Below are 22,401 nucleotides of genomic sequence, written 5' to 3'. Positions count from 1 at the left end.
TGTTCGGACGAACAGGGCGTCCGTCCGCACATCAAGGCGACGTCAGCCGTTGGCCCGCAGGGCCGGATAGTCCGTATAGCCTTCGGCGGTCGGCGCGTAGAACTTGTCCGGACGCGGCGCGTTCAGCGGCGCATTGCGCTTCAGGCGCTCCGGCAGGTCCGGGTTCGCGATGAACCACTGGCCGAAGGCGACCGCATCCGCGTCTCCGCTCGTCAGCAATTGCTCCGCACTTTCCTTCGTCAGCTTTTCGTTGGCGATGTAGACGCCGCCGAAGATCTTTTTCAGCTGCGGGCCGAGGCGATCCGCGCCGATCGCTTCGCGCGCGCAGATGAACGCGATGCCGCGCCGGCCGAGCTCGCGGGCCACGTAGCCGAACGTGTCCAGCGGCGTGGAGTCGCCCATGTCGTGGGCATCGCGACGCGGGGCCAGGTGCATGCCGACGCGGTCGGCGCCCCACACCTCGATGCACGCATCCGTCACTTCCAGCATCAGGCGGGCACGATTCTCGATCGAGCCGCCATACGCATCCGTGCGCTGGTTGGTGCTGTCTTGCAGGAACTGGTCGAGCAGATAGCCGTTGGCGCCGTGGATCTCGACGCCGTCGAAGCCGGCCTTCTTCGCGTTCTCCGCGCCCTTGCGGTAGGCGGCGACGATGGCGGGGATCTCCTCGAGCGTCAGCGCGCGCGGGGTGACGTACGGCTTCACGGGGCGCACGAGGCTGACGGTGCCTTTCGGCTGGATGGCCGACGGCGCGACCGGCAGCTCGCCGTCCAGGAAGAGCGGGTCGGAGATGCGGCCCACGTGCCACAGCTGCAGGAAGATGCGGCCGCCTGCGGCATGCACGGCGGCGGTGACCTGCTTCCAGCCTTCGACCTGCTCGTCGGACCAGATGCCCGGGGTGTCGGCATAGCCCACGCCCATCGGGGTCACCGAGGTCGCTTCCGACAGGATCAGACCGGCCGAGGCACGCTGTACGTAGTATTCGGCCATCAGGGCGTTCGGCACGCGGCCGGCGCCCACGGCGCGCGAGCGGGTCAGCGGCGCCATGATGATGCGGTTCGGCAGCTCGAGGCTGCCGACCTTGATCGGGTCAAACAAAGTCGTCATCGGTACTCCTGTTTCGTTGATCCGCCGCGTTCGTGCGGCGCAAGAGGGCATCTTAAAGCAGGGTCGGAAATCCTGCAGAGGACGGCTCGATTTCGCCGTGCCGGGGCGGCATCGCGGGACCGCTGCTATACTGGCCGGTTTTTCGTCGGGCAGGAGCAATCGATGAGCTGGATCTACCTGGCCGTGGCCGGCCTGCTGGAAGTCGCGTGGGCGGTCGGACTCAAGTACACGGCGGGATTCACGCGCCTGTGGCCATCCGTGTTTACGCTCGCCACGATGGCGGGCAGCGTCGGCATGCTCGGCCTGGCGCTGCGGACTTTGCCGCTCGGTACCGCCTACGCGGTCTGGACCGGCATCGGCACGATCGGCACGGCGGTGGCCGGCATGGTGCTGCTGGGCGAGCCGGCCGGTGCGCTGCGGCTGCTGTCGATCGGTCTCATCGCGGCCGGCATCGTCGGCCTCAAATTGCTGACGCCGGCCTGATCAGAGTCTGGGGCAACATCAGGGCGTGCCGGCCCAGCGTGCGTAGATGCGGTCCAGTTCGCCGCGGGTCTTCAGCTCGTCGAGGGCCGCGCCCAGCAGCGGCGCGAGCGCGGGCGCGGCCCTGCGGCTGACCCAGAAATACGTCGGCTCGTCGGCCAGCACGACCGGCAGCACGCGCACGCGGTTTTCCAGCCCTTCCTGGCGGATCAGGTAGTGCAGCGTGAGGTCGTTGACGTAGGCAAAGCGGCCGTGGCCGGCCAGGATCTTGCGCAGGTTCGCGCGGTTGTCGTCGGTCGCATCGTCGATCCGCACACCGGCCGCGACCAGGCGTTCCGTGAATACCGAGGCGCGCTGCGTCGTGACGAGGTCGCCCAGCCGCGCGAGGTCTTCCTCCGATTCGATCGTCACCGGATCGTTCCTGCGTACCACGAGGTAATGACGGACCTGGTAGATCGGCTTGCCCACCGGCTGCCCGATGCCGAGCCGGCGTGCCGACGACACGAGGCCGCAGGCGGCATCCAGCGTGCCCGTCTCCAGTCCCGTTTCGATGCCGGACAGCGAACGGCTGGTGTGCTGGTAGCCGGTGAAGCGCAGGCGCGGTTCGATCTTCTGGATGGCCGCCATGATGTCCGGACAGATGCCGGTGACGCGTCCGCCTGCGCGTAGCCACTTCGGTTCCAGCACTTCCTGGGAGGCAACGCGAACCTCCAGCGCCCGTGCCGCCGGGCCCGCGGCGAGCGCGCATGCCAGCACCGCGCACCACACTGTCCTTGGGTAATTCTCCATTCGCATGTCGTTCTGTCGAGATCTTGCGAGACTGCCGATTGTCGCACGATCCGCGCACGTTTGACCTGAATCGTCTCCGCATCGCGGCCGCGCGCGAAGATACCGCTGCCAGCCCGCCGCGGCCGGCATCGACAAGGAGATGGAATGATGGACTTCATCGCGAAGCCGGGCCCGGTTGCACACGCCGGCCGGCACGGAGTTCGCCATGCGTGAGCCGGGATCCGGGGCGGGCCATTCGCTCTCAATCGTCGTGCCGCTGCGCGACGAGGAAGACAACGTGCTGCCGCTGGTGACCCAGGTCCAGGCCGCGCTGGCGGGCGCGCCGTGGCCGTGGCAACTGATCCTCGTCGACGATGGCAGCCGCGACCGTACCAGCGAACGCATCCGCGAGGCCGTCGCCGCAGGGCCCCGGCACTTGAGCGGCGCGATCCTGCGCCGCGGCTTCGGCCAGACGGCCGCCATGCAGGCCGGCATCGATCTCGCGCGCGGTACCGTCATCGCCACGCTGGATGGCGACCTGCAGAACAATCCCCATGACATCGTGCGCATGGTGCGCCGCCTGCTCGACGAAGACCTCGACCTCCTCGTCGGCTGGCGCCGCGCGCGCCGCGACGGCCTGTGGCGGCGCCTGCCGTCGCGGCTGGGCAACCGGCTGATCGGCCTGCTGACGGGCGTGCCGCTGCACGACTACGGCTGCACGCTGAAGGTCTACCGTGCCGCCGTGCTGCGCCAGGTGCGCCTGTACGGCGAGATGCACCGCTTCATCCCGAGCTGGATGGCGACCCTCACGTCGCCGGACCGCATCCGCGAGGAAGAGGTGAGTCACTTCCCGCGCCGTCACGGCCGCTCGAAATACGGCGCGTACGGCCTCGGGCGCGCCGTGAAAGTCTTGCTGGACCTGCTCACGATGGCGTTCTTCGTGCGCTTCCGCGCCAGCCCGGGTTACTTCTTCGGGCGCATCGGGCTCGGATGCGGCGGCGCCGGGCTCGCCGCACTGGGGTGGCTGGCGTGGCAGAAGCTGGGCGAGGGCGCCGCCATCGCGGGGCGCCCGCTGCTCCTGCTGGCCATCCTGCTCGTGGTGATCGGGGCGCAATTCGTCTGCACTGGCATCCTCACCGAAATGGTGGCCCGGACCTGGTTCGAAGCGGGCGGTGCGCCGGCCTATCTCGTGCGCGAGACGGTCGGCGGCAGCGGCGAGGACCTGCCGTCCCACCAGCGGCCGCGTACGGCACGGGAGCGGCCATGAGCGCGGCGCGTGGTCAAACGGTACCGGTGCCCCCGTCCGGGGCGCGCGCCCTGTTGGCGGCATGGGCATGGCCGGTCCTGCTCGCGGCGGCCGTGTGGCTTGGGCTGTTTTACAACCTGGGCGCGATCCCGCTGTTCGACGTGGACGAGGGGGCGTTCGGCGAAGCGACGCGGGAAATGCTGGTGCGCGGCGACTACGTGTCGACGTGGCTGAACGGCCAGCCGCGCTTCGACAAGCCGATTCTCATCTACTGGCTGCAGGCCGCGTCCGTGCGCCTGTTCGGCCTGGACGAATTCGCGCTGCGGCTGCCGTCCGCGCTCGCGGCCACGGCGTGGATCGCCGCGATTCACACGTTCACGCGCCGCGTTGTCGACCGCGACACGGCCCGCGCCGCCGCGTTCATCGCGGCCACGAGCGCGGGCATCGTCGTGATCGGCCGGGGCGCGATCGCCGATGCGCTGCTGAACCTGTTTCTCGCGCTGGCGCTGTTCGACGTCTACCGCGAGCTCGTCGACCCGCGGCCGCGCTGGCGCCGCCGCGCATTCTTCTGGATCGCGCTCGGCGTGCTGACGAAGGGACCGGTCGCGCTGCTCGTGCCGGCTGCGGCCAGCCTGCTCGCGTTCGGGCTGCAGCGACGGATGGCCGGCTGGTGGCGCGCGGTGCGCGACCCGGCCGGCTGGCTGATCCTGCTCGGCGTCGCGGGGCCCTGGTATGCGCTGGAATACGCGGCCCAGGGCGATGCGTTCCTGGCCGGCTTTTTTATGCGCCACAATGTCGAACGCTTCCTCGTGCCGTTGCAAGGGCACGCGGGCAGTCCGTTCTTCTACCTGCCGGCGTTGCTGCTGCTCGTGCTGCCGTACACGGGTCTCCTGCTCGCCACGCTTCCCGGCATGCGGCGGCTGCGCGCGACACCGCTCGACACCCTGCTGTGGTGCTGGTTCCTGTTCGTGTTCGGCTTCTTCACGCTGGCGGGCACCAAGCTAACGCATTACCTGCTGTACGGCGCGACGCCGCTGTTCATCCTGATGGCGCGCCGGCGCCACACGCTGCGCAGCCGCGTGGCGGCACTGTTGCCGGCGCTGGTGCTGGGCGGCGCCGTCGCGGCCCTGCCGTCCGCACTGCGCCTTGCCGCACCGGGCGCGCGCAACGCCTATGTGCGCGACGCGCTGGCGCGGACCGACGTCCTTGGCCCGGCCTGGCATGCGCAGGCGGTCGCGCTGCTCGCTAGTGTGGTGCTGCTGATGCTGTGGCCCGGACGGCCGCGCACGGGGGGGCCGTGGCCCCGCCTCGTCGCGGCGGCGTTGGCCTGTTCGTACGCCATCGGCGGCCTGCTGCTGCCCGCCGCGGCCGAGCTGCAGCAGGGCCCCGTCAAGCGGGCCGCGCTGCTGGCCCGGCAGGCCGGCTGGCCCGTGCGCAGCTGGCGCATCAACGTGCCCAGCTTTTCCGTCTACCGCGGCGCCGTCACGCCCGCGACGGACGCGCCGGGCCCGGGCGACGTCATCCTCACGCGCAGCGACGCGCTGGACGGTTTGCCGTCGCCCGTCCGCGTGCTGTACCGCGAAGGCGGCGTGCTGCTGGTGCGCGTGGAAGGGTGAGGCGATGCCCGTCTCGCTGCGCTCGCCCTGGACTTGGCTTCCGCCCGCCGTCGCGCTGGCGCTGGTGGCCGGCATCCTCGCCACGGACACCAACCGTGCGCTGTTCCTGTGGCTGAACCGGACCGGCCAGGCCGTCGGCGACCTCGTGTGGTTCCACCTGACGATGCTGGGCGATGGCGCGGTGGCGCTCGCGCTCGTGCTGCCCTGGATCCGGCGCGCGCCGCGCCTCTTTTGGGCCGCGCTGCTGGCGGCCATCGTGGCGGGCCTGTGGACCCAGGTCACGAAGGAGTTCGTCGACGTGCCGCGTCCGTTGTCCGTGTTCGCGGGCGGCGCGTTTCACCAGGCCGGACCGGCCTACCGCCGCGTGTCGTTCCCGTCCGGCCACGCCGCGGCCGCGTTCGCGCTGGCCGGCATCTGGGCGATGGGCGTGCGCGGCCGGCGGCTGTGGCGCGGCCTGCTGCTCGTGCTGGCCAGTCTCGTCGGGGTGTCGCGCATCATGGTCGGCGTGCACTGGCCGCTGGACGTGTTGTGGGGCATGCTGGGCGGCTGGCTGGGCGCGTGGTGCGGCCTCGCGCTGCAGGCCAGCCGGCACGGACCATGGCAGACGGCGGGACCGGCCGGCAAGCTCGCCGGCGCGCTGCTGATGGCCGTCGCGGCGAGCCTCGTGGTCAGTCGCCACATCGGCATTCCGGCGATCCTGCCGGCACAGCGCCTGCTCGCGGTCGCGTGCGTCGCCTGGGGCGCCTGGGACATCGGTTGCCTGTCCCGAGCACCGCCGATCCGCGCGCCGCAGCTGCGCTGGTGGCCGCCGAAGATCGGCCTGGTCCGGCTCGTCCAGCGGGTCCAGAGAAGGAGGCAGGATGGCTGAGGTAGATGGGTGGCTGCTGCTGGGCTTCGGCGGACAGGCCGTGTTCATGGGGCGGTTCGTCATCCAGTGGCTGGCCAGCGAGCGCAACCGCCGCAGCGTGATCCCCGTGTCGTTCTGGTACCTGAGCATCGCCGGCGCGCTCTTGCTGCTCGCCTATGCACTGCACCGGCGCGATCCCGTGTTCGTCGCCGGGCAGGGCCTTGGCGTCGCGATCTACCTGCGCAACCTGCGGCTGATCCGGCGCTCAGCGCACGGCGAGCAGGGAGACCTTGGCGGCCAGCACGAGCAGTATGGCGCCCACCGTCCGGTCGAGCCAGACGAGGCGCGCGCGCAGCCACGCCAGCACGGGGCGCGACGAGAACAGCAGCGCGACGAGCGCGAACCACAGCAGCGACTCGGCGACGAGCAGCGTCCAGAGCAGGGCGACGTCGGCCGTGGCCAGGTCCGGCTTCAATGCCTGGGACAGCACCGAGCCGAAGTACAGCATGGCCTTCGGATTCAGGAGGTTGGTGAGGAAGCCGCTGACGAACGCCTTGTGGCCGGCCTGGGCCGCCTGCGCCTCGGGCAACTGGCCGCGGGAACGCAGGCACTGGATGCCGAGCCAGGCGAGGTACAGCGCGCCGACGACGGCCAGGATGCGCGACAGGCCCGGCAGCGCGGCCAGCACGAGCGACATGCCGAGGACCGAGATGAGGACGTAGATGCCGATCGCCGTCGCGACGCCGGCGGCGGCCCACAGGCCGGCGCGGCGCCCGGAGACGATGGCGGTGCGGGTCACGACGGCGAAGTCGGGGCCCGGTGAGATCAGCGCCAGCGCGTGGATGCCGAGGATGAGGAACAAGGTGTTGGACGTCATGGTCTGAAGGCGGCGTGGACGGTGCCGGACATCGTAGCACCGTCCGCGTCAGTCCGCAGACCTCGACATCACTCGCGCCCGAACGCGGGATTCGGACGCGTCAGGTAGTACCACTCGTGGTTCGGCTGGGCGTTCACGTCCGGGAACAGGATGCGGCCCGCGAATTCCGCGACGACGGGCGAGCCGTCCGCGCGCACGCCGATCTGTTCGCCTTCCGCGACGGGGTCGAAGCTGGCCCACTGGCGCGTGAACTGGTCGCCGGCGTCGAGCTTGTCGTGCACGACGACCATCTGCAGCGCTTCCATCTGTTCGAACGGGATCGGTTCCGGTTCCGGTGCGTCGATGATTTTCAGGAAGGCGAGGGTGTTCATGATCGCGGTGTACGCGACGTCCGGCGCGCGCGGGTCGAGGTGCTGGCCGCATTCGAGCGTCAGCGCGTAGCCGCCCGTGCTGCGCATGTATTCCGTCGTACCCATGCCGTAGCGCAGCACCGTTTGCAGTTCCTGCGCGTTGCCGCGCGAGCGGCGCTGGACGCCCCCGCCGTACGCGGCCATCCAGCCCGTGACGAAGCGGCGCACGCCCAGGCGGCGTGCCAGAGCGCGTTCGGCGCGCATGTGCGTGAAGGGCTCCAGCGGACCGTCGTTGTCGAGCGGGCCGACCATCACGAACGGTTCGCCGTGCGCGGCGTTGAACGAGTGCAGGTCGAGCAGCACGTCGTGCTGCGCCAGCAGCGGGCACAGCCAGTTGGCGACGTGGTCTTCGAAGTCGTGCGGCTCCGCTTTCGGCGACAGGTCGCGGTTCAGGTTGCGGTCGCCCGAGCGCGTGTTCTGCGCATACGCCTTCGGGTTCACGATGGGGACGAAGGTCACGCTGCCGTTGACGATGGGGAGTGTACCGGCGTCGATCTCCGCCATGATCCGCTGGATGGCCTGGGTGCCGCACTTTTCGTTGCCGTGCGTGGCACCCATGATGATGACTTTCGGACCGGGGCCCTGGCCGGTGTAGTTGACGGACTTGAAGTGCAGCTGGCTGGCGGGGATCATGCGTCGTGTTCCAGGAAAAAAGAATGCCGGCATTGTAGCGTGCCGGCCCCGCCCATGGCATCATCCGTGGTTTTCGTAGAAGAATGTCAGCATGGACGGCGTCAATACGGGGACTGCGTCCCGCATCCACGGCCTCGACACCTTGCGCGCCCTTGCGGTCACGCTCGTCGTGCTGCACCACTACACGCTGTTCGTCAGCGACGCGCCCACGTTCGGCTGGGTCGGGACGATGGGCTGGGCGGGCGTCGACCTGTTCTTCGCGCTGTCCGGCTACCTGATCGGCAACCAGATCTTGGCGGCGCTCGGTTCCGCCAGCGGGTTCGGACTCGGCCGGTTCTACGTGCGGCGGCTGCTGCGCACGCTTCCCAATTTCTGGGCCGTGCTGGCCCTGTACGCGCTGTGGCCGGCGTGGCGCGGCGACACGCCGATGCTCCCGCTGTGGCAATACCTGACGTTCACGCAAAACATCCATCTGCAGCCGGGCACCGCGTTTTCGCACGCGTGGTCGCTGTGCATCGAAGAGCAGTTCTACATGCTGTTGCCGGCGGCCGCCATCCTCGGTGCCGCACTGGGGCAAGGTGGCGTGCGGCAGCGCTGGGCGTGGGGCGCATTGCTGTTGGCCGTCGCGGGCGGCATGCTGGCCCGCGCGACGATCTGGCAGGACGGCGAGAATGCACCTAACCGACTCGGTTACTACTACCAGTACATCTATTACTCGAGCTGGTGCCGCGCCGACGAATTGCTGGCGGGCGTGGCGCTCGCGCTGCTGAAGCATCGCGCGCCCGGGTTGTGGCGCCGCTTGCTTGCGTACGGCGATGCGCTGCTCGCGGCCGGGGCCGCCGTCATCGGTGTCGCGTTTGCATGGTTTCTTGACGATCACTATGGATTTGCGCAGACGGTCGCCGGCTACCCGCTGCTCGCCCTCGGTTTTGCCCTGCTGATCCTGGCCGCGCTGGCGCCGCATTCCCTGCTGCACCGCGTGCGCGTGCCGGGCGCGGCCGGCCTCGCGTTGTGGTCGTACGCAATCTACCTGACGCACAAATCCGTCAGCATCCTCGTCGCGCAACGGCTGGCGCAGGCGGGCCACGGGGCGGAGGAGGCGATCACGGTCGCCGCATGCATGGCGGCATCGCTGGCGGCCGGGGGGCTGTTGTACGTCCTCGTCGAGGCGCCGTTCATGCGCCTGCGCGCACGCTGGGATGCGGCACTCAGCCCCGCACCCGCACCGGCGCTTCGATGACGTCGAAGGCGGCCGGCATGTCGGCCAGCCAGGCTTGCAGGTGGGCGATGCGCATCGACGGGTCGTAGCCGTCCGTGGACGCCAGCGCCGCGCGCAGGCCGGGCAGGGCTTCCGGCGTGCGCGGGCTGTCGCAGGCGTCGATCAGCATCGCGACGAGGTCCGTCGGCGCCGTGCCGCCGCGGCGCAGGCGCGCGTGGATGATGGCCAGCAGCGCGCGCTGCATGCGCGGGGTCGGATGGGTGATGTGGGCGAAGACGGTGGGGGTGTTCGTGATGGCTTCGCAGATCGCCGTCTCCATCTGGTCCGCCGAGAGGTCGGAAGCGATGTCGAAATAGGCGCGGTCCCAGCGCGTGTGGGAATAGCGGTGGCCGGGCGGGAAGGCGTCGACGCTTTCCAGGCCGAGGGCGCGGCTGGCGCGGGACAGCAGGGACGACAGGACGGGGAGAAGCGGCATCGTTAGCGAACGTCAATCGGGCAATGCGCGCTAGTGTAGACCAAGAAAAGGAAATGCGCGGGGAGCGGACCCCAGGTCGCTCGCCCGCGCGCAAAACCAGCTCGAGCGCTTACGCCGCCGAAGCCGCCGTGCTGTCCGTGAATTTCCCGTTACGGAAATCCTCGACGGCCTGGAACACCTCGGCCTGCGTGTTCATCACGAACGGGCCGTATTGTGCGATCGGCTCGTTCAGCGGCCGGCCCGCGATCAGCAGCAGGCGCGACGGTTGCGACGCCTTGATGCGCACGCCGTCGGCGGCCTTGGCGTTGTCGAGGATCGCCATGCGGGCCTGCGGCACGGCTTTACCCTCGACGACGACCTCGCCCCGGAACACGTACAGGAACGCGTTGTGCCCGGCCGGCAGCGCCTGCTCGAACGTGGCGCCGGCAGGCAACTCGATGTCCAGGTACAGCGGTTCCGTCACCTCGCGCTGCACGGCGCCGGCGACGCCGTGGGAGCTGCCGGCGATCACCTGCACGGTCGCGCCCGAGTCCAGGGTGAAGCGGGGCACGGCTTCGGCGGGAATGTCGCGGTACCACGGCGCGCTCATCTTGTCCCTGGCGGCCAGGTTGAGCCACAGCTGGAACCCTTCCATCAGGCCTTCGTTCTGCTCCGGCATTTCCGAGTGGATCACGCCGCGGCCGGCCGTCATCCACTGCACGCCGCCGTTCGTGATCGCGCCTTCATGGCCGGCGCTGTCGCGGTGGCGCATGTTCCCGGTCAGCATGTAGGTGACGGTCTCGAAGCCGCGGTGCGGGTGCTCCGGGAAGCCGGCGATGTAGTCGCCGGCCTTGTCGCTGCCGAACGCGTCCAGCATCAGGAACGGGTCGAGGCGGCGCTGCAGCGGTTGCGTCAGGACGCGGTTGATCTTGACGCCTGCGCCATCCATCACGAACTGGCCGCCGACGAGGCGTTCGACGCCGCGGCTGGTGGCCACGGCCTGGGTTTGCACTTGCTGGGTCATGATCTCTCCTCGACGCAATGTTAATGATTTATGCCAGTGCTGCGACCGCGGCGTCCGCTTCGGCCTGGCCTTTCGCCGCCGCCTCCGGACCCATCGCCAGGCCCGCCGAGTAGATGAACTGGTGGTCCGTCAGGCCCAGGAAGTTCAGCAGCATGCGGATGTGCGGGACTTGCGGATCGGCGTCAAGCGGGTAGATGCCGCCGCGCGCCGTGGCCACGACCACCTTCTTGTTCTTCAGCAGGCCTTCCGGACCGCTTTCCGTGTAGCGGAAGGTGACGCCGGCGCGGGCGATGGCGTCGAACCAGGCTTTCAGCTGGATCGGCATGCCGAAGTTGTACATTGGGGCGCCGAGCACGATCACGTCGGCGGCCTGCGCTTCGGCGATCAGCGCGTCGTCCAGGGCCACGCGGGCAGCCTGGTCGGCGGTGCGCTGGTCGGCCGGAGTGAACAGGGCGCCCAGCGCCGCTTCGTCCAGCACCGGATGCGGGTTCGCGCCCAGGTCGCGCACCGTGACGGTCGCGCCCGGATTGGCGGCGGCCACTTTGGCGACGATCGCATTGGCCACGCGGGTCGATTCGGATTGGGTGCCGCGGAGGCTGGAATTGATCTGCAGGATGTTCATGGTGTCTTCCTTGGTTTGCGTTTCGATATGGACACTTTAACGGTTCCAAATATCGTGCGGTAGACGTTAGAATGGATAACATTATTCAACGAGTGGAACAATCATATGGACGTCGAACCGAACGACCTGCTGCTGTTCGCCCGTATCGTCGAGGCGGGCAGCTTCAGCATGGCCGCGCAGCGCCTCGATTTGCCGAAGTCGACCGTATCGCGCCGCATCGCGATGCTGGAGGCGAGCGTGGGCGAGCGCCTGCTGCAGCGGACGACGCGGCGCCTGATGCTGACGGAGTTCGGCGCGAGCCTGCTGGAGCACGCGCGCAAGGTGGCGGAAGAGGTGGAGGCGGCGGGCGCGCTGGCCCAGCACCGCCAGGCGGCGCCCAGCGGCAAGCTGCGCATCTCGATGCCGCAGGATTTCGCCAACGTCGTCATGGCCGACATGATCCCGCAGTTCATGGACCGCTATCCGGCCGTGTCGCTGGAACTCGACCTGTCGCCGCGGCGCGTGGACCTCGTCGCGGAAAACTTCGACATCGCGATCCGAATGGGCGACCTGCCCGAGGATTCCACGCTGGCCGCGCGCCGCGTCGCGATCCAGCAGTTCGGCCTGTACGCGGCGCCGTCCTACCTCGCGCGGCGGGGCCTGCCCGAGCATCCGGACGATCTGCTGCAGCATGACCTGCTGTGCATCCTCAGCCGGTCCGGCGGTGCCGTGCCGTGGATTCTGCAGCGCGGCAAGGTGCGTTGGGAAAAGGAGTTGACGGCGCGCCTGACGGCCAATTCGCCGCAGTTGCTGGCGAAGATCGCGTGCAGCGGGGCCGGCATCGCGGCGAGCACGGATTTCATCGTGGCCAAGCACGTCAGGAAGGGAGAACTGGTGCGCGTGCTGCCGGACTGGGATTTGCCGGGCTCGACGGGCTGGGCCGTGTTCCCGGGCCGCCGGCTGATGCCCGCGAAGACGCGGGCGTTCCTCGATATGCTGGACGAGGTGTTTTGCAAGGACCGGAACAAGTCCGAATAAGCGTCAGGCCGATACGCGCAACGTGTCCTTCGTCCCGCGCAGGGCGGCCAGCACGATGGCGCCGAACACGATCTCGATGGCGCCGCCGGCGAACGCGCCCACCGCCGGCGCCGCATGCAGGGCGGCCAGGCCGTAGCCCGCCAGCGCCAGCACGGCGCCGCACACCCAGAACAGCTTCGTGCCGAATAGCGTGGCGAACGTCAGGTAGCGCCCGCCGATGACGAACAGCATCGCGGGGAAGAACAGCTCGATGCGCCACAGGGAGATGCCGTAGGCGAGGGCGAGCATCATGATCATCCAGATCGTCGTCGCGAAGGCGAGCATGCCGTGCGGATTGCCCGCGGCGTGCTTGCCGGACCGCCCCAGCAGGCGGGTCAGCAGGGACGACACGGGATGAATCAGCACGCCGCCCGCGTACAGGGCCCAGACGGCGTCCCGCGGCGACTTCCACAGGCAGACGAGACCGGCGATGGTCCACACGGTGCCCGACACGAACAGGCCGGGCGCGCCGCCCAGGTAAGCCGTGCGCATGTCCTGCTGGGCGCCGGCGACGGTAAGGGTGTCCTGCATGGCTTGCCTCCATGAAATAAGGCGTCCATGCTGCCACGAAAAACTTGTCAGTACAATCAGGCCGGCCGGTTGCCCATCAATTCGCCCAGGCGCACGGCGCGTTCCGGCGCCCAGTCCGGGTTGAAGCGGATCGTGTCGGGGCGGAACAGCATGACGATCGTCGAGCCGAGCAGGAAGCGGCCCATCTCTTCGCCCTTTTTCAGGACGATGTCGCGGTCCGTGTAAGTCCACTCCGTCACCTTCTGCAGGCGCGTCGGATTCACGACGCCGTGCCACACGGTGGCCATGCTGCCGACGATCGTCGCGCCCACGAGCACCAGCACGAACGTGCCGTGTTCCGGCGATTCGAACACGCACACGACGCGCTCGTTGCGCGCGAACAGGTTCGGCACGCCGCGCGCGGTCGTCGGGTTCACGGAGAACAGGGCGCCCGGCACGTAGATCATCCGGGTCAGCTTGCCGTCGCACGGCATGTGCAGGCGGTGGTAATCCTTCGGCGACAGGTACAGGTTGGCGAAGCAGCCGTGCTGGAACTGCTTGGCGAGGGACGCGTCGCCGCCGACCAGTTCCGTCGTCGTGAAGCGGTGGCCCTTGGCCTGCAGGATGTGGTGATCGTCGATCGCGCCGAACTGGCTGATGGCGCCGTCGACGGGGCAGACGAAGTCGGCCTCGGCCAGCGGACGCACGCCGGCTTTCAGCGGACGGGTAAAGAATTCGTTGAAACTCTTGTAGCTCGTGATGTCGGGATTCTCGGCCTCCAGCATGTTCACGCCGTACTTCGCGACGAACCAGCGGATCAGCCGCGTCGTCACCGTGCCGCCATTGGCACCGGCCACGCGGCCGGCAAACGTCGTGAGGCGCCGTTTCGGCAACAGGTACTGGGGCAGGACTTTCAGGCGATCGGACACGGTGAACCTCGATATGAAGACGCGCCATTATAGCGGCACGGATGTTCTCTAAGGCAAAACCACGGGCGGGCGGCCCGCAGGGCCGGCCGCGCGCCAATGCATATCAAAAATATTTACGCAAAAGCAACAAAAGGCCGGCGATCTGTCGGACAATGGCGGCCGGTCTCTTTTGCCATTCTGACATGCATACCGTGAAAACGCCATTCCGCCTGACCTTGCTGGCCGCCGCCATCGCCGCCATCGCCGCCCCGTGCATCGCCCACGCCCAACAACCTTCGGCACCGCTCGCCAAGGACGACAAGATCCAGCAAGTCGAGGTCAAAGGCGCGGCCGACGCCTATGATCCGCGCCGCGACGACACCGCCAGCAAGATCGTCGTCAATCACGACGAGATCGTCAAGTACGGCGACACGAGCGTGCTCGACGTGCTGAAGCGCGTGCCGGGCGTGACCGTCAGCGGGACGGGTGGCGGACGGGGCGGCGAGATCCGCATGCGCGGGCTCGGCGCCGGCTACACGCAGGTGCTGCTCAACGGCGAGCGCGCGCCGGCCGGGTTTTCCATCGATTCGCTGGCGCCGGACGTCATCGAACGCATCGAAGTGCTGCGCGCGGCGAGCGCGGAATTCTCCACGCAATCGATCGCCGGCACGATCAACATCGTCCTCAAGAAGACGGTGAAAACGGCCCAGCGCGAACTGAAGGCGGGCTATGGCCACGGGCATGACGTGGCGAATCCGTCCTTTAACCTGCAGCTGTCGGACCGCGCCGGCAAGCTGTCGTATTCGCTGGCGGCGAACCTGTCGCGCTCGCACTTCTGGCGCGAGCCGGCGACCGTCGAACGGCATCTCGACACGGCCGGCCGCCTCGACGGCCTGCGCCTGGGCGGCCAGTCCGACGCCGCCCGGTTCACGGCCTTCAACCTGAGCCCGCGCCTGAACTGGAGCTTCGACAACGGCGACACGCTGACGTCGCAGACGTTCTTCAACATCAACCGGTTCCAGAACGCGTCCGAGGGGCGTTTGACGACCCGGCTCGGCCCGCTCGCCGCGTATCCCGCGCTGGACCAGACGATGAGCAACGACAACCGCTTCTTCCGCGAAGAGCTGAACTGGGTGCACAAGTTCGCGGGCGGCGGCAAGCTGGACGCCAAGCTGAGCGGGCTGTACGGCGCCCTTGCCAACGCGACGTATCGCACGGGCAGCGGCAACCCGGCCTCCCCAGCGCTGCACGAGGTCATCTTCTCGGCCGGCACCGACCGCGGCATCAGTTCGATGGGCAAATACACAAGCGCCAGTTGGCAAGGCCACGCGCTCGCGTTCGGCTGGGACGGCGGCTATTCGACGCGCGACGATGCCCGGCGCGACCGCGACTATTTCCGGCCCGACGTCGCGCTGCCCGGCGGCGACGAAATCTACAATGCCCACGTCGCCCGGCTGGCGGTCTACACGCAGGACGAGTGGAACGTGACGCCGCGCTGGTCCGTGTACCTGGGCGCGCGCTGGGAAGGCATCCAGACGAGAACCGAAGGCAACACGTTCGCGACGGCGCACTCGCGCTCGACCGTGTGGAGCCCGCTGATGCAGACGCTGTACAAGCTGCCCGACACGAAGGGGGATCAAGTCCGCTTCGCCGTCACGCGCACGTACAAGGCGCCGGGCCTGCAGAGCCTCATCCCGCACCGCTTCACGTCCGTCAACAATAGCCAGACGGAGCCGGATTTCATCGGCAACCCGAACCTGAAGCCCGAGCTGGCGCTGGGCATCGACGCGTCGTACGAGCATTACTGGGCCGAGGGCGCGCTGCTGTCGGCGAGCGTATCGAGCCGGCGCATCGACGACTACACGCGCAACCAGGTACTGTTCGACGGCACGCGCTGGGTGTCGACGCCATCCAACGCGGGCCAGGCACGTACCCACGGTCTGGAACTGGAAGCGAAATTCCCGCTGAAGGCCCTGATCGACACGAAAGAGGCGCTCGACCTGCGCGCGAGCCTGTCGCGCAACTGGTCGACCGTCGACTCCGTGCCGGGGCCGAACAACCGCCTGGACGCGCAGACGCCGGTCTCGGCCACGCTGGGTGCCGATTACAAGCGCGGACCGCTGACCGTGGGCGGCTCGTACGTGTTCAAGAACGGCGGCCAGGTGCGCGTCTCGGCGAACCAGATCAGCTACCAGTCCGTGCGCCGCGACCTCGACCTGTACACGCTGTGGAAATTCGACCCGAAGCTGCAACTGCGCGTCGCCACCGCGAACCTGCTCGCGCAGGACTATATCAGCGAAAGCAGCTACGTCCTGGCCGGCAACGGCACGCAGTCGACGCGCACCATCACGCCGCTGTACCGCAGCGTGCGCGCGACGCTCGAAAAGAAGTTCTGATCCCGCACCGACGCGCCGCAGCATCGCGCACCGGCCCGGCCACGCCGGGCCGGACGCCTATCCCGATCTATCCGCAATCGTTATACCACCATACAAAATCCGCATAGGATTGTTGGCAATCCTTTCTCGTAACATTGTATTTATGCGATAACGTTGTCGCGCTGCTCCGGTGGTCGAGCGCGATGACTTGCGCGACATTCCCGCCGGCTGGAATGTGATCCATACGAGCCGGCAGCATACAAGGCAATGCCCAAAAATTACTATAAGGAGATATTTGCTGTGCGAAACGGAAATGTAAAAACGATTGGAAAGACGATGGTGGCCCAGGCCTGCGCGCTTCTCGTGGCAGGGCCCATTGCCGCGCATGCGCAGGACACGAACGTTGCGAGTGCAAGCGGGGACACGAGCGCCCCGAACACCGTTATCGTCACCGGTCAGCGCGCGGCGTTGAAATCGGCGCGCGATCTCAAGCAGGACGCCAACCAGATCGTCGACTCGATCCAGGCGACCGATATCGGCAAGCTGCCGGACGTGAGTACGGTCGAGTCGCTGCAGCGGGTCGCCGGCGTCCAGATCCAGCGCCGCTATGGCGAGGGTGGCACCGATTACGACCATCGCACCGAGCCCGCGATCACGATCCGCGGCATTACGCAAGTCCGTAACCTGATCGACGGGCGCGACTTCTTCACGGCGAACGGGGGCCGGGCACCGGACCTGGAAGGGCTCCCCTCCGAACTGATGGCCGGCGTCGACGTGTACAAGAACGCGGCGTCGAACCTGATCGAAGGCGGTGTCGGCGGCGTGGTCAACATTCGCACGCGACTGCCGTTCGACTCGAAAGAAGACGTCAACGTCATTACGCTCAAGTCCAATTACTACGACCGCATTCGCAAGTATTCGCCGGCGGGATCGGGCCTGTTGAGCCGCCAGTTCAAGACGGATTTCGGCCGCATGGGCTTCCTGGTGAATGCGACCGCGAGCAAGACCTATTATCGCCAGGACGCCGTTCTTCAACAGCAGCAGCACTGCCTGACGGCAACGGTTGGGAAATGTGCGACGGACGCGGCGCAACCGCCCTCGGCGGCCAAGGTCGCGGCCTACAATTCGATGCCGAACAAGGGGGCGCTTTCGGAACTCTATGTGCCGACCTCCTTCGAGATGTACGAGGACTCGGGTGAGCGAAAGCGCCAGGGCCTGGCGCTCGCCTACCAGTGGCAGGTGAACAGCGACGTTCTCCTCACGGCACAAAACCTCTATTCGAACTACACGTTCATCCGGCGCGGCGAATACATCTACGGCGACGACAAGAACAGCGACCCGCGCGCAGCGGCAGGTTCCACATGGACGTGGGCACCTGATGGCAGTGCCACGAGCGGCACGTTGTCGCCGCAGATTTTTTCATCCTCCCGGTTCGACCAGGACGTTCGCAATCGCACGAACCTGTCCGCGGTGAACGTCAAGTGGCGCATTTCGGACAGGCTCAAGTCGAAGACCGACTTCGCGTATGAACGTGCCAACTACGATGCCGACCGCAATGGCGACTCCATCAAGCTTTACGATAATGAAAGCAGGAGTGTCGCCAATATCCCCAACCTGAACCTGGCTTTCGACGTGCGCGGCCGGATCCCGACATTTTCTATCGTCGATCCAGCCAATCCGGCCAATCCTTACGCCTATTTCGGCAATCCGAAGAATTGGTATTACGAGTGGCTCGCGAATGCGGTCGACCGTCACAAGCTGAAGATGTCGGCCCTCAGCCAGGATTTCGACTATGACCTCGGCGATCATTTCTTTACCAAACTGCACGTCGGCATACGCGCAGCCGATACCAAGGTGCTGTTGCGGGGTAACTGGAACAATACCGGTGTCTGTAACGATACGGGCACCAACCCCAGCTGGGGCGCATGCCCGCTTATTCCGGTTGCGCAACATCCGGATCTCGCCTACGCTGGGCCTTCCAGCAATTTCATGCAGCCGGGTATTGGCTGGCCAGTCGCCGTGTTCCCGGAGTACGCCAATCCCAACTCGAGCGTTCTCGATCGAACCGTCGCGACGTATGCGCAGTTATTCGCCGGCAAGCCGAATACGTATACATTCGACACGACGTTCCGTCCCGGGGATATCAACGAGCAACACGAAAAGACGCGGTCGTTCTTTGTCACGGGTGATTTCGGTACCAGCGTATTCGGTTACGAACTCGACGGTACCGCCGGTATTCGCGTCGTGAAGACCGACCAGACGTCGATCGGCTATGTCCAGGACAGCAACGGGTCGCGTGCCGCCACGCTCAATAACAGCTACCGGAATTTCCTCCCGAGCCTCAATACACGCCTGCACCTGAACGAGGATGTGCAGGTCCGCTTTGGCTACAGCAAGACGATGACGCGGCCAAACTTTACCGACATGGCCGCCCATGTCCAGCTGAATCCAAACATCCCTTCGCAATACGACGCCAACGGCCGCCCGACGGGCAGTTCCGGTAATCCGTACCTGAAGCCGATGACTGCGACGTCCTACGATCTGACGTTGGAAGACTATTGGGGCACGTCGAATATGGCGTTCCTGGGGTTATTCAAGAAGGATATCGACGGTTACCTGGCCGGCGGCACCGAACCGATGAACTTCGGTGGCGTCGTCTACGATATCGGCACCAGCATCAATCTCGGCAAGGGCTCGGTAAAAGGCATCGAAGCCGGCTTTACCCAGTTCTTTGATTTCCTTCCCGACCCGTTCAAGGGATTCGGCATCCAGGCCAACTACACCTATGTCGACTCGAAAGTCGAGCTCAAGCCCGGAACCCTCATTCCCTTGCCGAAGTTGTCGAAGAATAGCTACAACCTGATCGGCCTCTATGAAAAGGGACCGCTGCAAGCGCGTCTTGCGTACAACTGGCGTTCCTCCTACCTCGACCAGATCAACGGCAGCGGTGTGTTTGGTGCGAACCAGTATGCGGCGCCGTATTCATCGCTCGATGCGTCGGTGAGCTACCAGATCAACAAGATCTTCACGCTGTCGGCGGACGCCGTGAATCTGAGGAACTCGATGTACCACACGTATGTCGAGCGGCCCTCGGGCGGTTTGTTGTGGCAACTTAACGATCGTCGATATAGTGTGTCCCTGAAGGCAAGCTTCTAACGCTGATATGAGCGAACGCGCCGCGGGTCTTTCCGCGGCGCGCTTTTTGTGAACGCGATCCACAAGGGGGCAGGATGGTCAAGGATAGATGGATGGCCAAGGTTGTCATCCTCGGCGGCGGAACCGCCGGATGGATGACGGCGGCCGCGTTGTCCCACACGTTCGGTCAAGCCGTCGAGATCGTGCTGGTGGAATCGGACGCCATCGGCACGGTGGGCGTTGGCGAGGCGACGATCCCGCCGATCCGCACGTTTCATCAGATGATCGGCATCGATGAAGCCGAGTTCATACGCGCCACCGGCGCGACGTTCAAACTCGGTATCGAATTTCGCGGCTGGCTCAACGACAGTTCGACGTATTTCCACCCTTTCGGCGCGTATGGGGTGGAGCGCGACATCGGCTACTTCTTCCAGTACTGGCTGCGTTTGAAGGAGAAAGGGCAGGTTTCGGACTTCTCCGAATTCTCGCTATGCACGTTGGCAGCGCGACATAACGTATTTGCGCCCGCGTCCGAACGGCCGGGCGATCCGCTGCAGCACCTCCAGTCCGCCTATCACTTCGACGCCGGCCGCTATGCGAAATACTTGAAGGGGGTCTGCCTGGCGCGCGGGGTGTCGCACAAGATTGGCGACATGCTGACGGCGGAGCGTGACCCGGAAAACGGGCATGTCACAGGCCTGAAGCTCAAGACGGGCGAGCTCGTGCCGGGCGACTTGTTCATCGACTGCTCCGGCATGCGCGCCATGCTCCTCGGGCAGGAGCTGGGTGTCGAGTATGAAGACTGGTCGCGCTGGCTGCCGATGAACCGCGCCTGTGCGGTGCCTTGCGAACGAAAGCTGGCACTGACGCCCTATACGATTTCCACCGCCAGACCTTTCGGCTGGCAGTGGCGGATACCTTTGCAGCATCGCGTTGGTAACGGCGTGGTGTATTCGAGCGAATTTGCCACGGATGAAGCGGCGGAGCGGTGTCTGCTGGATGGATTGGAGGGGGAGCCGCTGGCGCCGATCAACCGCATCAAGTTCACGGCAGGAAGGCGCAGGACGCCCTGGACGAAGAACGTGGTCGCCATCGGGCTTGCCAGCGGATTCCTGGAGCCGCTGGAGTCGACCAGTATTCATTTCATTCAATCCAGCATCCAGCGACTCATCCGCTATTTTCCGGACGCCGGTTTGGCCCCGGTGTGCGCACAGGCTTTCAACAAGGAGGCGACCCGGGAAGTCGAAAACGTCAGGGACTTCCTCATCCTGCATTACCACGCGACGGAACGTGACGACTCGGCATTATGGCGCTACGTGAAAGCCATGCAGATTCCGGACAGTCTCCAGGAAAGAATTGAGCTGTTCCGTGAGCGTGGACAACTGAACCTTGCCGCCGAAGAACTGTTCCAAAGCACGTCGTGGCATGCCGTCCTGTTGGGCCAAGGGATTCGGCCAAGAGCCTACATGCCTACGATGGCCCTTCAAGACGACGCCATGCTCGCGAATGCGTACAGCAATCTGGAGCGCAACTTCAAGAAAATCGTGTCAAGGCTTCCGGATCACGCCGCCTACATCAAGGAACACAAGCTGGCCTCGACCATGGAGAATCGCTGAATGAGGTTGCGCAAGGTACTGCAGTATATGGTTGTCGTCGGATTGGGTGTCCTGGCAAGCGGCGCCCATGCCGGACATACTGGCGACAAGCCGGCGACCGTTCCCGTCGTGATCCATGTCGACTGGCGGCATCCGACGCCGCCGTTTGAAGGATGGGGCACCGCGCTCGCCTGGTTTGCCCATGTGACCGGGAAATTCGCCGAGCCGCAGCGCACCCGGTTGGCTGATTTGCTCTATGGGCGGGACGGTCTTGCATTGAATATCGCGCGTTACAATATTGGTGGCGGCAATGCGCCCGGGGCACCAGCGTATTTGCGCCCCGGTGGCGATATTCCCGGATTCTGGCGCAAGCCGGATGGGTGGAATCCGGACGCCGACGATGCCTGGGACTGGTCCGCGGATGCCGGGCAGCGCTGGTGGCTCGATGCCATCAAGGCGCGGGTCGCGCCGCCCGATTTGATCCTGGAGGCGTTTTCGAACTCGCCGCCGTATTTCATGACGCGCAGTGGCCTGGTTTCCGGTAACGTCAATGGGCTGGAGGACAACCTTCGTCCGGGATTCGAAACCCAGTTTGCCAAATATCTCGCGCGCGTCACGGCGGAGCTCGAGCGACGCCACGGTATCCGATTCAGGACCCTGTCTCCGGTCAACGAGCCCAATACGCCTTATTGGTTTTCCACCAACAAACAGGAAGGCGCTCACTGGTCGCCGGAAGCGCAATCGCGCATGTTCATTGCGTTGGCCAAGGTGCTGGCCGAATATGGCATGAAGACGGAAATATCGGGGCCGGACGAAACCAATCCCCAGACTTTTTTCGTCGACTGGGCCGGTTTGTCACCCGATGCGAAAAGCGTTATCCGGCAACTCAACGTCCATACCTACGAATGGATAGCAAAAAGTGGGGTGCGGGACATCGCGGAAACGTCGGGAAAACGGTTATGGATGTCGGAAGTCGATCTATCGCCCAGCAATGTGCGGGAAGACATCAACGACATGCGCCCGGCCATTGCTCTGGCGCAGCAGATCGTCACTGACATCAACAGCATGAATCCGCGCGCCTGGGTCCTGTGGCAAGCCATCGAAAACAGGTCGTCCGATCCCAATAAGAGCTCGAACTGGGGATTGATCAAGACTGATTTTTCAAACCTCGAGCGACCGGACTACCAAATCACCAAGAAATTCTGGGCGTTTGCCAATTTTACGAGATTCATCAGGCCGGGATATCGGTTCCTGAAATCCGATAACCAGGATGCGCTGGTGGCCGAAAATCCGGAAACGCACGAAGTCGTCATCGTGGCCGTCAATCCGGGGATCGTGTCGCGGATGCTGGACATCCGGCTGCCGGATGCAAAGCGCGGCACGATGACATGCAAGACCTATATCACCCAGGCAGAAGACAGCCTCGCGACGTCGAAACCCGCATCATGCGGCGCCAGGTTGTCGGTGCATGCGCGGCCCATGTCGGTGGTGACTGTCGTTGCGACGCCTCGACAATAGG

The 22,401-nt window shown here is 66.0% G+C and carries 19 protein-coding genes and 1 pseudogene; 11 read left to right on the top strand and 9 right to left on the bottom strand.

Features of this window, described 5'->3' with window-relative positions; all coding sequences use genetic code 11:
* Positions 1-42: 42 nt before the first annotated feature.
* Positions 43-1,107 carry an alkene reductase gene (locus tag ACL58G_RS22925; RefSeq protein ID WP_440963279.1) on the bottom strand — a complete coding sequence of 355 codons (1,065 nt, stop codon included), beginning with the start codon at positions 1,105-1,107 and terminating at the stop codon, positions 43-45.
* A gap of 162 nt (positions 1,108-1,269) precedes the next feature.
* Here ACL58G_RS22925 and sugE point away from each other — a divergent pair, with 162 nt between their 5' ends.
* Complete coding sequence (gene sugE, locus ACL58G_RS22920; protein ID WP_056131479.1) at positions 1,270-1,590, top strand: quaternary ammonium compound efflux SMR transporter SugE; 321 nt, start codon at positions 1,270-1,272, stop codon at positions 1,588-1,590.
* An 18-nt stretch (positions 1,591-1,608) separates the two neighbouring features.
* On the opposite strand, the gene ACL58G_RS22915 is transcribed toward sugE, so the two are convergent.
* Positions 1,609-2,376 (bottom strand): substrate-binding periplasmic protein, encoded by a 768-nt coding sequence (locus ACL58G_RS22915; RefSeq protein WP_440963278.1) that lies wholly within the window; start codon positions 2,374-2,376, stop codon positions 1,609-1,611.
* A 205-nt stretch (positions 2,377-2,581) separates the two neighbouring features.
* Between ACL58G_RS22915 and ACL58G_RS22910 the strand changes: the two genes are divergently transcribed.
* The 4 genes and pseudogenes from ACL58G_RS22910 to ACL58G_RS22895 all read left to right on the top strand — a co-directional run.
* Positions 2,582-3,622: a glycosyltransferase family 2 protein gene (locus tag ACL58G_RS22910; RefSeq protein ID WP_413388256.1), complete on the top strand. Its 1,041-nt coding sequence runs from the start codon at positions 2,582-2,584 to the stop codon at positions 3,620-3,622.
* The gene (locus tag ACL58G_RS22905) at positions 3,619-5,217 is read left to right on the top strand and encodes an ArnT family glycosyltransferase (protein ID WP_440963277.1); all 1,599 of its coding nucleotides are present in this window, start codon (positions 3,619-3,621) and stop codon (positions 5,215-5,217) included. Before ACL58G_RS22910 ends, ACL58G_RS22905 begins: the two co-directional genes overlap by 4 nt.
* 4 nt (positions 5,218-5,221) lie before the next feature.
* Positions 5,222-6,085, top strand: coding sequence for a phosphatase PAP2 family protein (locus tag ACL58G_RS22900; protein ID WP_413388258.1), 864 nt, complete (start codon positions 5,222-5,224; stop codon positions 6,083-6,085).
* A pseudogene (locus ACL58G_RS22895) lies at positions 6,078-6,302 on the top strand (lipid-A-disaccharide synthase N-terminal domain-containing protein); the annotation flags it as partial. The gene ACL58G_RS22900 and the pseudogene ACL58G_RS22895, both read left to right, overlap by 8 nt.
* A 27-nt stretch (positions 6,303-6,329) precedes the next feature.
* Here ACL58G_RS22895 and ACL58G_RS22890 read toward each other — a convergent pair.
* Together ACL58G_RS22890 and ACL58G_RS22885 are read right to left on the bottom strand one after the other, a co-directional pair.
* Complete coding sequence (locus tag ACL58G_RS22890; protein ID WP_413388259.1) at positions 6,330-6,941, bottom strand: LysE family transporter; 612 nt, start codon at positions 6,939-6,941, stop codon at positions 6,330-6,332.
* 68 nt (positions 6,942-7,009) lie between these two features.
* The gene (locus tag ACL58G_RS22885) at positions 7,010-7,984 is read right to left on the bottom strand and encodes a succinylglutamate desuccinylase/aspartoacylase family protein (protein WP_413388260.1); all 975 of its coding nucleotides are present in this window, start codon (positions 7,982-7,984) and stop codon (positions 7,010-7,012) included.
* 91 nt (positions 7,985-8,075) lie between these two features.
* Here ACL58G_RS22885 and ACL58G_RS22880 point away from each other — a divergent pair, with 91 nt between their 5' ends.
* Complete coding sequence (locus ACL58G_RS22880) at positions 8,076-9,224, top strand: acyltransferase family protein (protein WP_440963276.1); 1,149 nt, start codon at positions 8,076-8,078, stop codon at positions 9,222-9,224.
* On the opposite strand, the gene ACL58G_RS22875 is transcribed toward ACL58G_RS22880, so the two are convergent.
* From ACL58G_RS22875 to ACL58G_RS22865, 3 genes are all read right to left on the bottom strand, one after another.
* Complete coding sequence (locus tag ACL58G_RS22875) at positions 9,193-9,678, bottom strand: hypothetical protein (protein WP_413388262.1); 486 nt, start codon at positions 9,676-9,678, stop codon at positions 9,193-9,195. The genes ACL58G_RS22880 and ACL58G_RS22875 overlap by 32 nt on opposite strands.
* Positions 9,679-9,787: 109 nt before the next feature.
* Positions 9,788-10,681, bottom strand: coding sequence for a pirin family protein (locus tag ACL58G_RS22870; protein ID WP_413388263.1), 894 nt, complete (start codon positions 10,679-10,681; stop codon positions 9,788-9,790).
* A 28-nt stretch (positions 10,682-10,709) separates the two neighbouring features.
* The gene (locus tag ACL58G_RS22865) at positions 10,710-11,303 is read right to left on the bottom strand and encodes an FMN-dependent NADH-azoreductase (RefSeq protein WP_413340035.1); all 594 of its coding nucleotides are present in this window, start codon (positions 11,301-11,303) and stop codon (positions 10,710-10,712) included.
* A gap of 105 nt (positions 11,304-11,408) precedes the next feature.
* On the opposite strand from ACL58G_RS22865, the gene ACL58G_RS22860 reads away from it, so the two are divergent.
* A complete protein-coding gene (locus tag ACL58G_RS22860; RefSeq protein ID WP_413340037.1) occupies positions 11,409-12,320 on the top strand; it encodes a LysR family transcriptional regulator in 912 nt (303 codons plus the stop codon).
* A 3-nt stretch (positions 12,321-12,323) separates the two neighbouring features.
* Here the strand turns inward: ACL58G_RS22860 and ACL58G_RS22855 are convergent, their stop codons facing one another.
* Both ACL58G_RS22855 and asd read right to left on the bottom strand, forming a co-directional pair.
* Positions 12,324-12,890: a DUF7010 family protein gene (locus ACL58G_RS22855; protein WP_413340039.1), complete on the bottom strand. Its 567-nt coding sequence runs from the start codon at positions 12,888-12,890 to the stop codon at positions 12,324-12,326.
* A 56-nt stretch (positions 12,891-12,946) separates the two neighbouring features.
* On the bottom strand, positions 12,947-13,798 hold the full coding sequence (gene asd / locus ACL58G_RS22850; RefSeq protein ID WP_413388265.1) for an archaetidylserine decarboxylase: 852 nt from the start codon (positions 13,796-13,798) through the stop codon (positions 12,947-12,949).
* Between the two features lie 191 nt (positions 13,799-13,989).
* Between asd and ACL58G_RS22845 the strand changes: the two genes are divergently transcribed.
* The 4 genes from ACL58G_RS22845 (at position 13,990) to ACL58G_RS22830 (ending at position 22,400) form a co-directional block, all read left to right on the top strand.
* The gene (locus ACL58G_RS22845; protein WP_440963275.1) at positions 13,990-16,173 is read left to right on the top strand and encodes a TonB-dependent receptor plug domain-containing protein; all 2,184 of its coding nucleotides are present in this window, start codon (positions 13,990-13,992) and stop codon (positions 16,171-16,173) included.
* 315 nt (positions 16,174-16,488) lie between these two features.
* Positions 16,489-19,308 (top strand): TonB-dependent receptor, encoded by a 2,820-nt coding sequence (locus ACL58G_RS22840; protein WP_413388267.1) that lies wholly within the window; start codon positions 16,489-16,491, stop codon positions 19,306-19,308.
* Positions 19,309-19,400: 92 nt separating this feature from the next.
* A complete protein-coding gene (locus ACL58G_RS22835; RefSeq protein WP_413388268.1) occupies positions 19,401-20,903 on the top strand; it encodes a tryptophan halogenase family protein in 1,503 nt (500 codons plus the stop codon).
* A complete protein-coding gene (locus ACL58G_RS22830) occupies positions 20,904-22,400 on the top strand; it encodes a glycoside hydrolase (RefSeq protein WP_413388269.1) in 1,497 nt (498 codons plus the stop codon). It abuts the gene before it with no gap.
* Position 22,401 lies beyond the last annotated feature (1 nt).

Source organism: Massilia sp. GER05 (genome assembly GCF_052056005.1).
GTDB classification, from domain to species: domain Bacteria; phylum Pseudomonadota; class Gammaproteobacteria; order Burkholderiales; family Burkholderiaceae_D; genus Telluria; species Telluria orientalis.
This window is presented reverse-complemented; position numbering and strand designations above follow the sequence as displayed.

Bases quoted from the DNA above. Each gene is read 5' to 3' on its own strand.
- ACL58G_RS22900 (WP_413388258.1), top strand. From the start codon at position 5,222: ATGCCCGTCTCGCTGCGCTCGCCCTGGACTTGGCTTCCGCCCGCCGTC.
- sugE (WP_056131479.1), top strand. From the start codon at position 1,270: ATGAGCTGGATCTACCTGGCCGTGGCCGGCCTGCTGGAAGTCGCGTGG.
- ACL58G_RS22865 (WP_413340035.1), bottom strand. From the start codon at position 11,303: ATGAACATCCTGCAGATCAATTCCAGCCTCCGCGGCACCCAATCCGAA.
- ACL58G_RS22855 (WP_413340039.1), bottom strand. From the start codon at position 12,890: ATGCAGGACACCCTTACCGTCGCCGGCGCCCAGCAGGACATGCGCACG.
- ACL58G_RS22875 (WP_413388262.1), bottom strand. From the start codon at position 9,678: ATGCCGCTTCTCCCCGTCCTGTCGTCCCTGCTGTCCCGCGCCAGCCGC.
- ACL58G_RS22830 (WP_413388269.1), top strand. From the start codon at position 20,904: ATGAGGTTGCGCAAGGTACTGCAGTATATGGTTGTCGTCGGATTGGGT.
- ACL58G_RS22905 (WP_440963277.1), top strand. From the start codon at position 3,619: ATGAGCGCGGCGCGTGGTCAAACGGTACCGGTGCCCCCGTCCGGGGCG.
- ACL58G_RS22910 (WP_413388256.1), top strand. From the start codon at position 2,582: ATGCGTGAGCCGGGATCCGGGGCGGGCCATTCGCTCTCAATCGTCGTG.
- ACL58G_RS22860 (WP_413340037.1), top strand. From the start codon at position 11,409: ATGGACGTCGAACCGAACGACCTGCTGCTGTTCGCCCGTATCGTCGAG.
- ACL58G_RS22885 (WP_413388260.1), bottom strand. From the start codon at position 7,984: ATGATCCCCGCCAGCCAGCTGCACTTCAAGTCCGTCAACTACACCGGC.
- ACL58G_RS22890 (WP_413388259.1), bottom strand. From the start codon at position 6,941: ATGACGTCCAACACCTTGTTCCTCATCCTCGGCATCCACGCGCTGGCG.
- ACL58G_RS22925 (WP_440963279.1), bottom strand. From the start codon at position 1,107: ATGACGACTTTGTTTGACCCGATCAAGGTCGGCAGCCTCGAGCTGCCG.
- ACL58G_RS22840 (WP_413388267.1), top strand. From the start codon at position 16,489: ATGGTGGCCCAGGCCTGCGCGCTTCTCGTGGCAGGGCCCATTGCCGCG.
- ACL58G_RS22880 (WP_440963276.1), top strand. From the start codon at position 8,076: ATGGACGGCGTCAATACGGGGACTGCGTCCCGCATCCACGGCCTCGAC.
- ACL58G_RS22835 (WP_413388268.1), top strand. From the start codon at position 19,401: ATGGCCAAGGTTGTCATCCTCGGCGGCGGAACCGCCGGATGGATGACG.
- ACL58G_RS22915 (WP_440963278.1), bottom strand. From the start codon at position 2,376: ATGGAGAATTACCCAAGGACAGTGTGGTGCGCGGTGCTGGCATGCGCG.
- ACL58G_RS22870 (WP_413388263.1), bottom strand. From the start codon at position 10,681: ATGACCCAGCAAGTGCAAACCCAGGCCGTGGCCACCAGCCGCGGCGTC.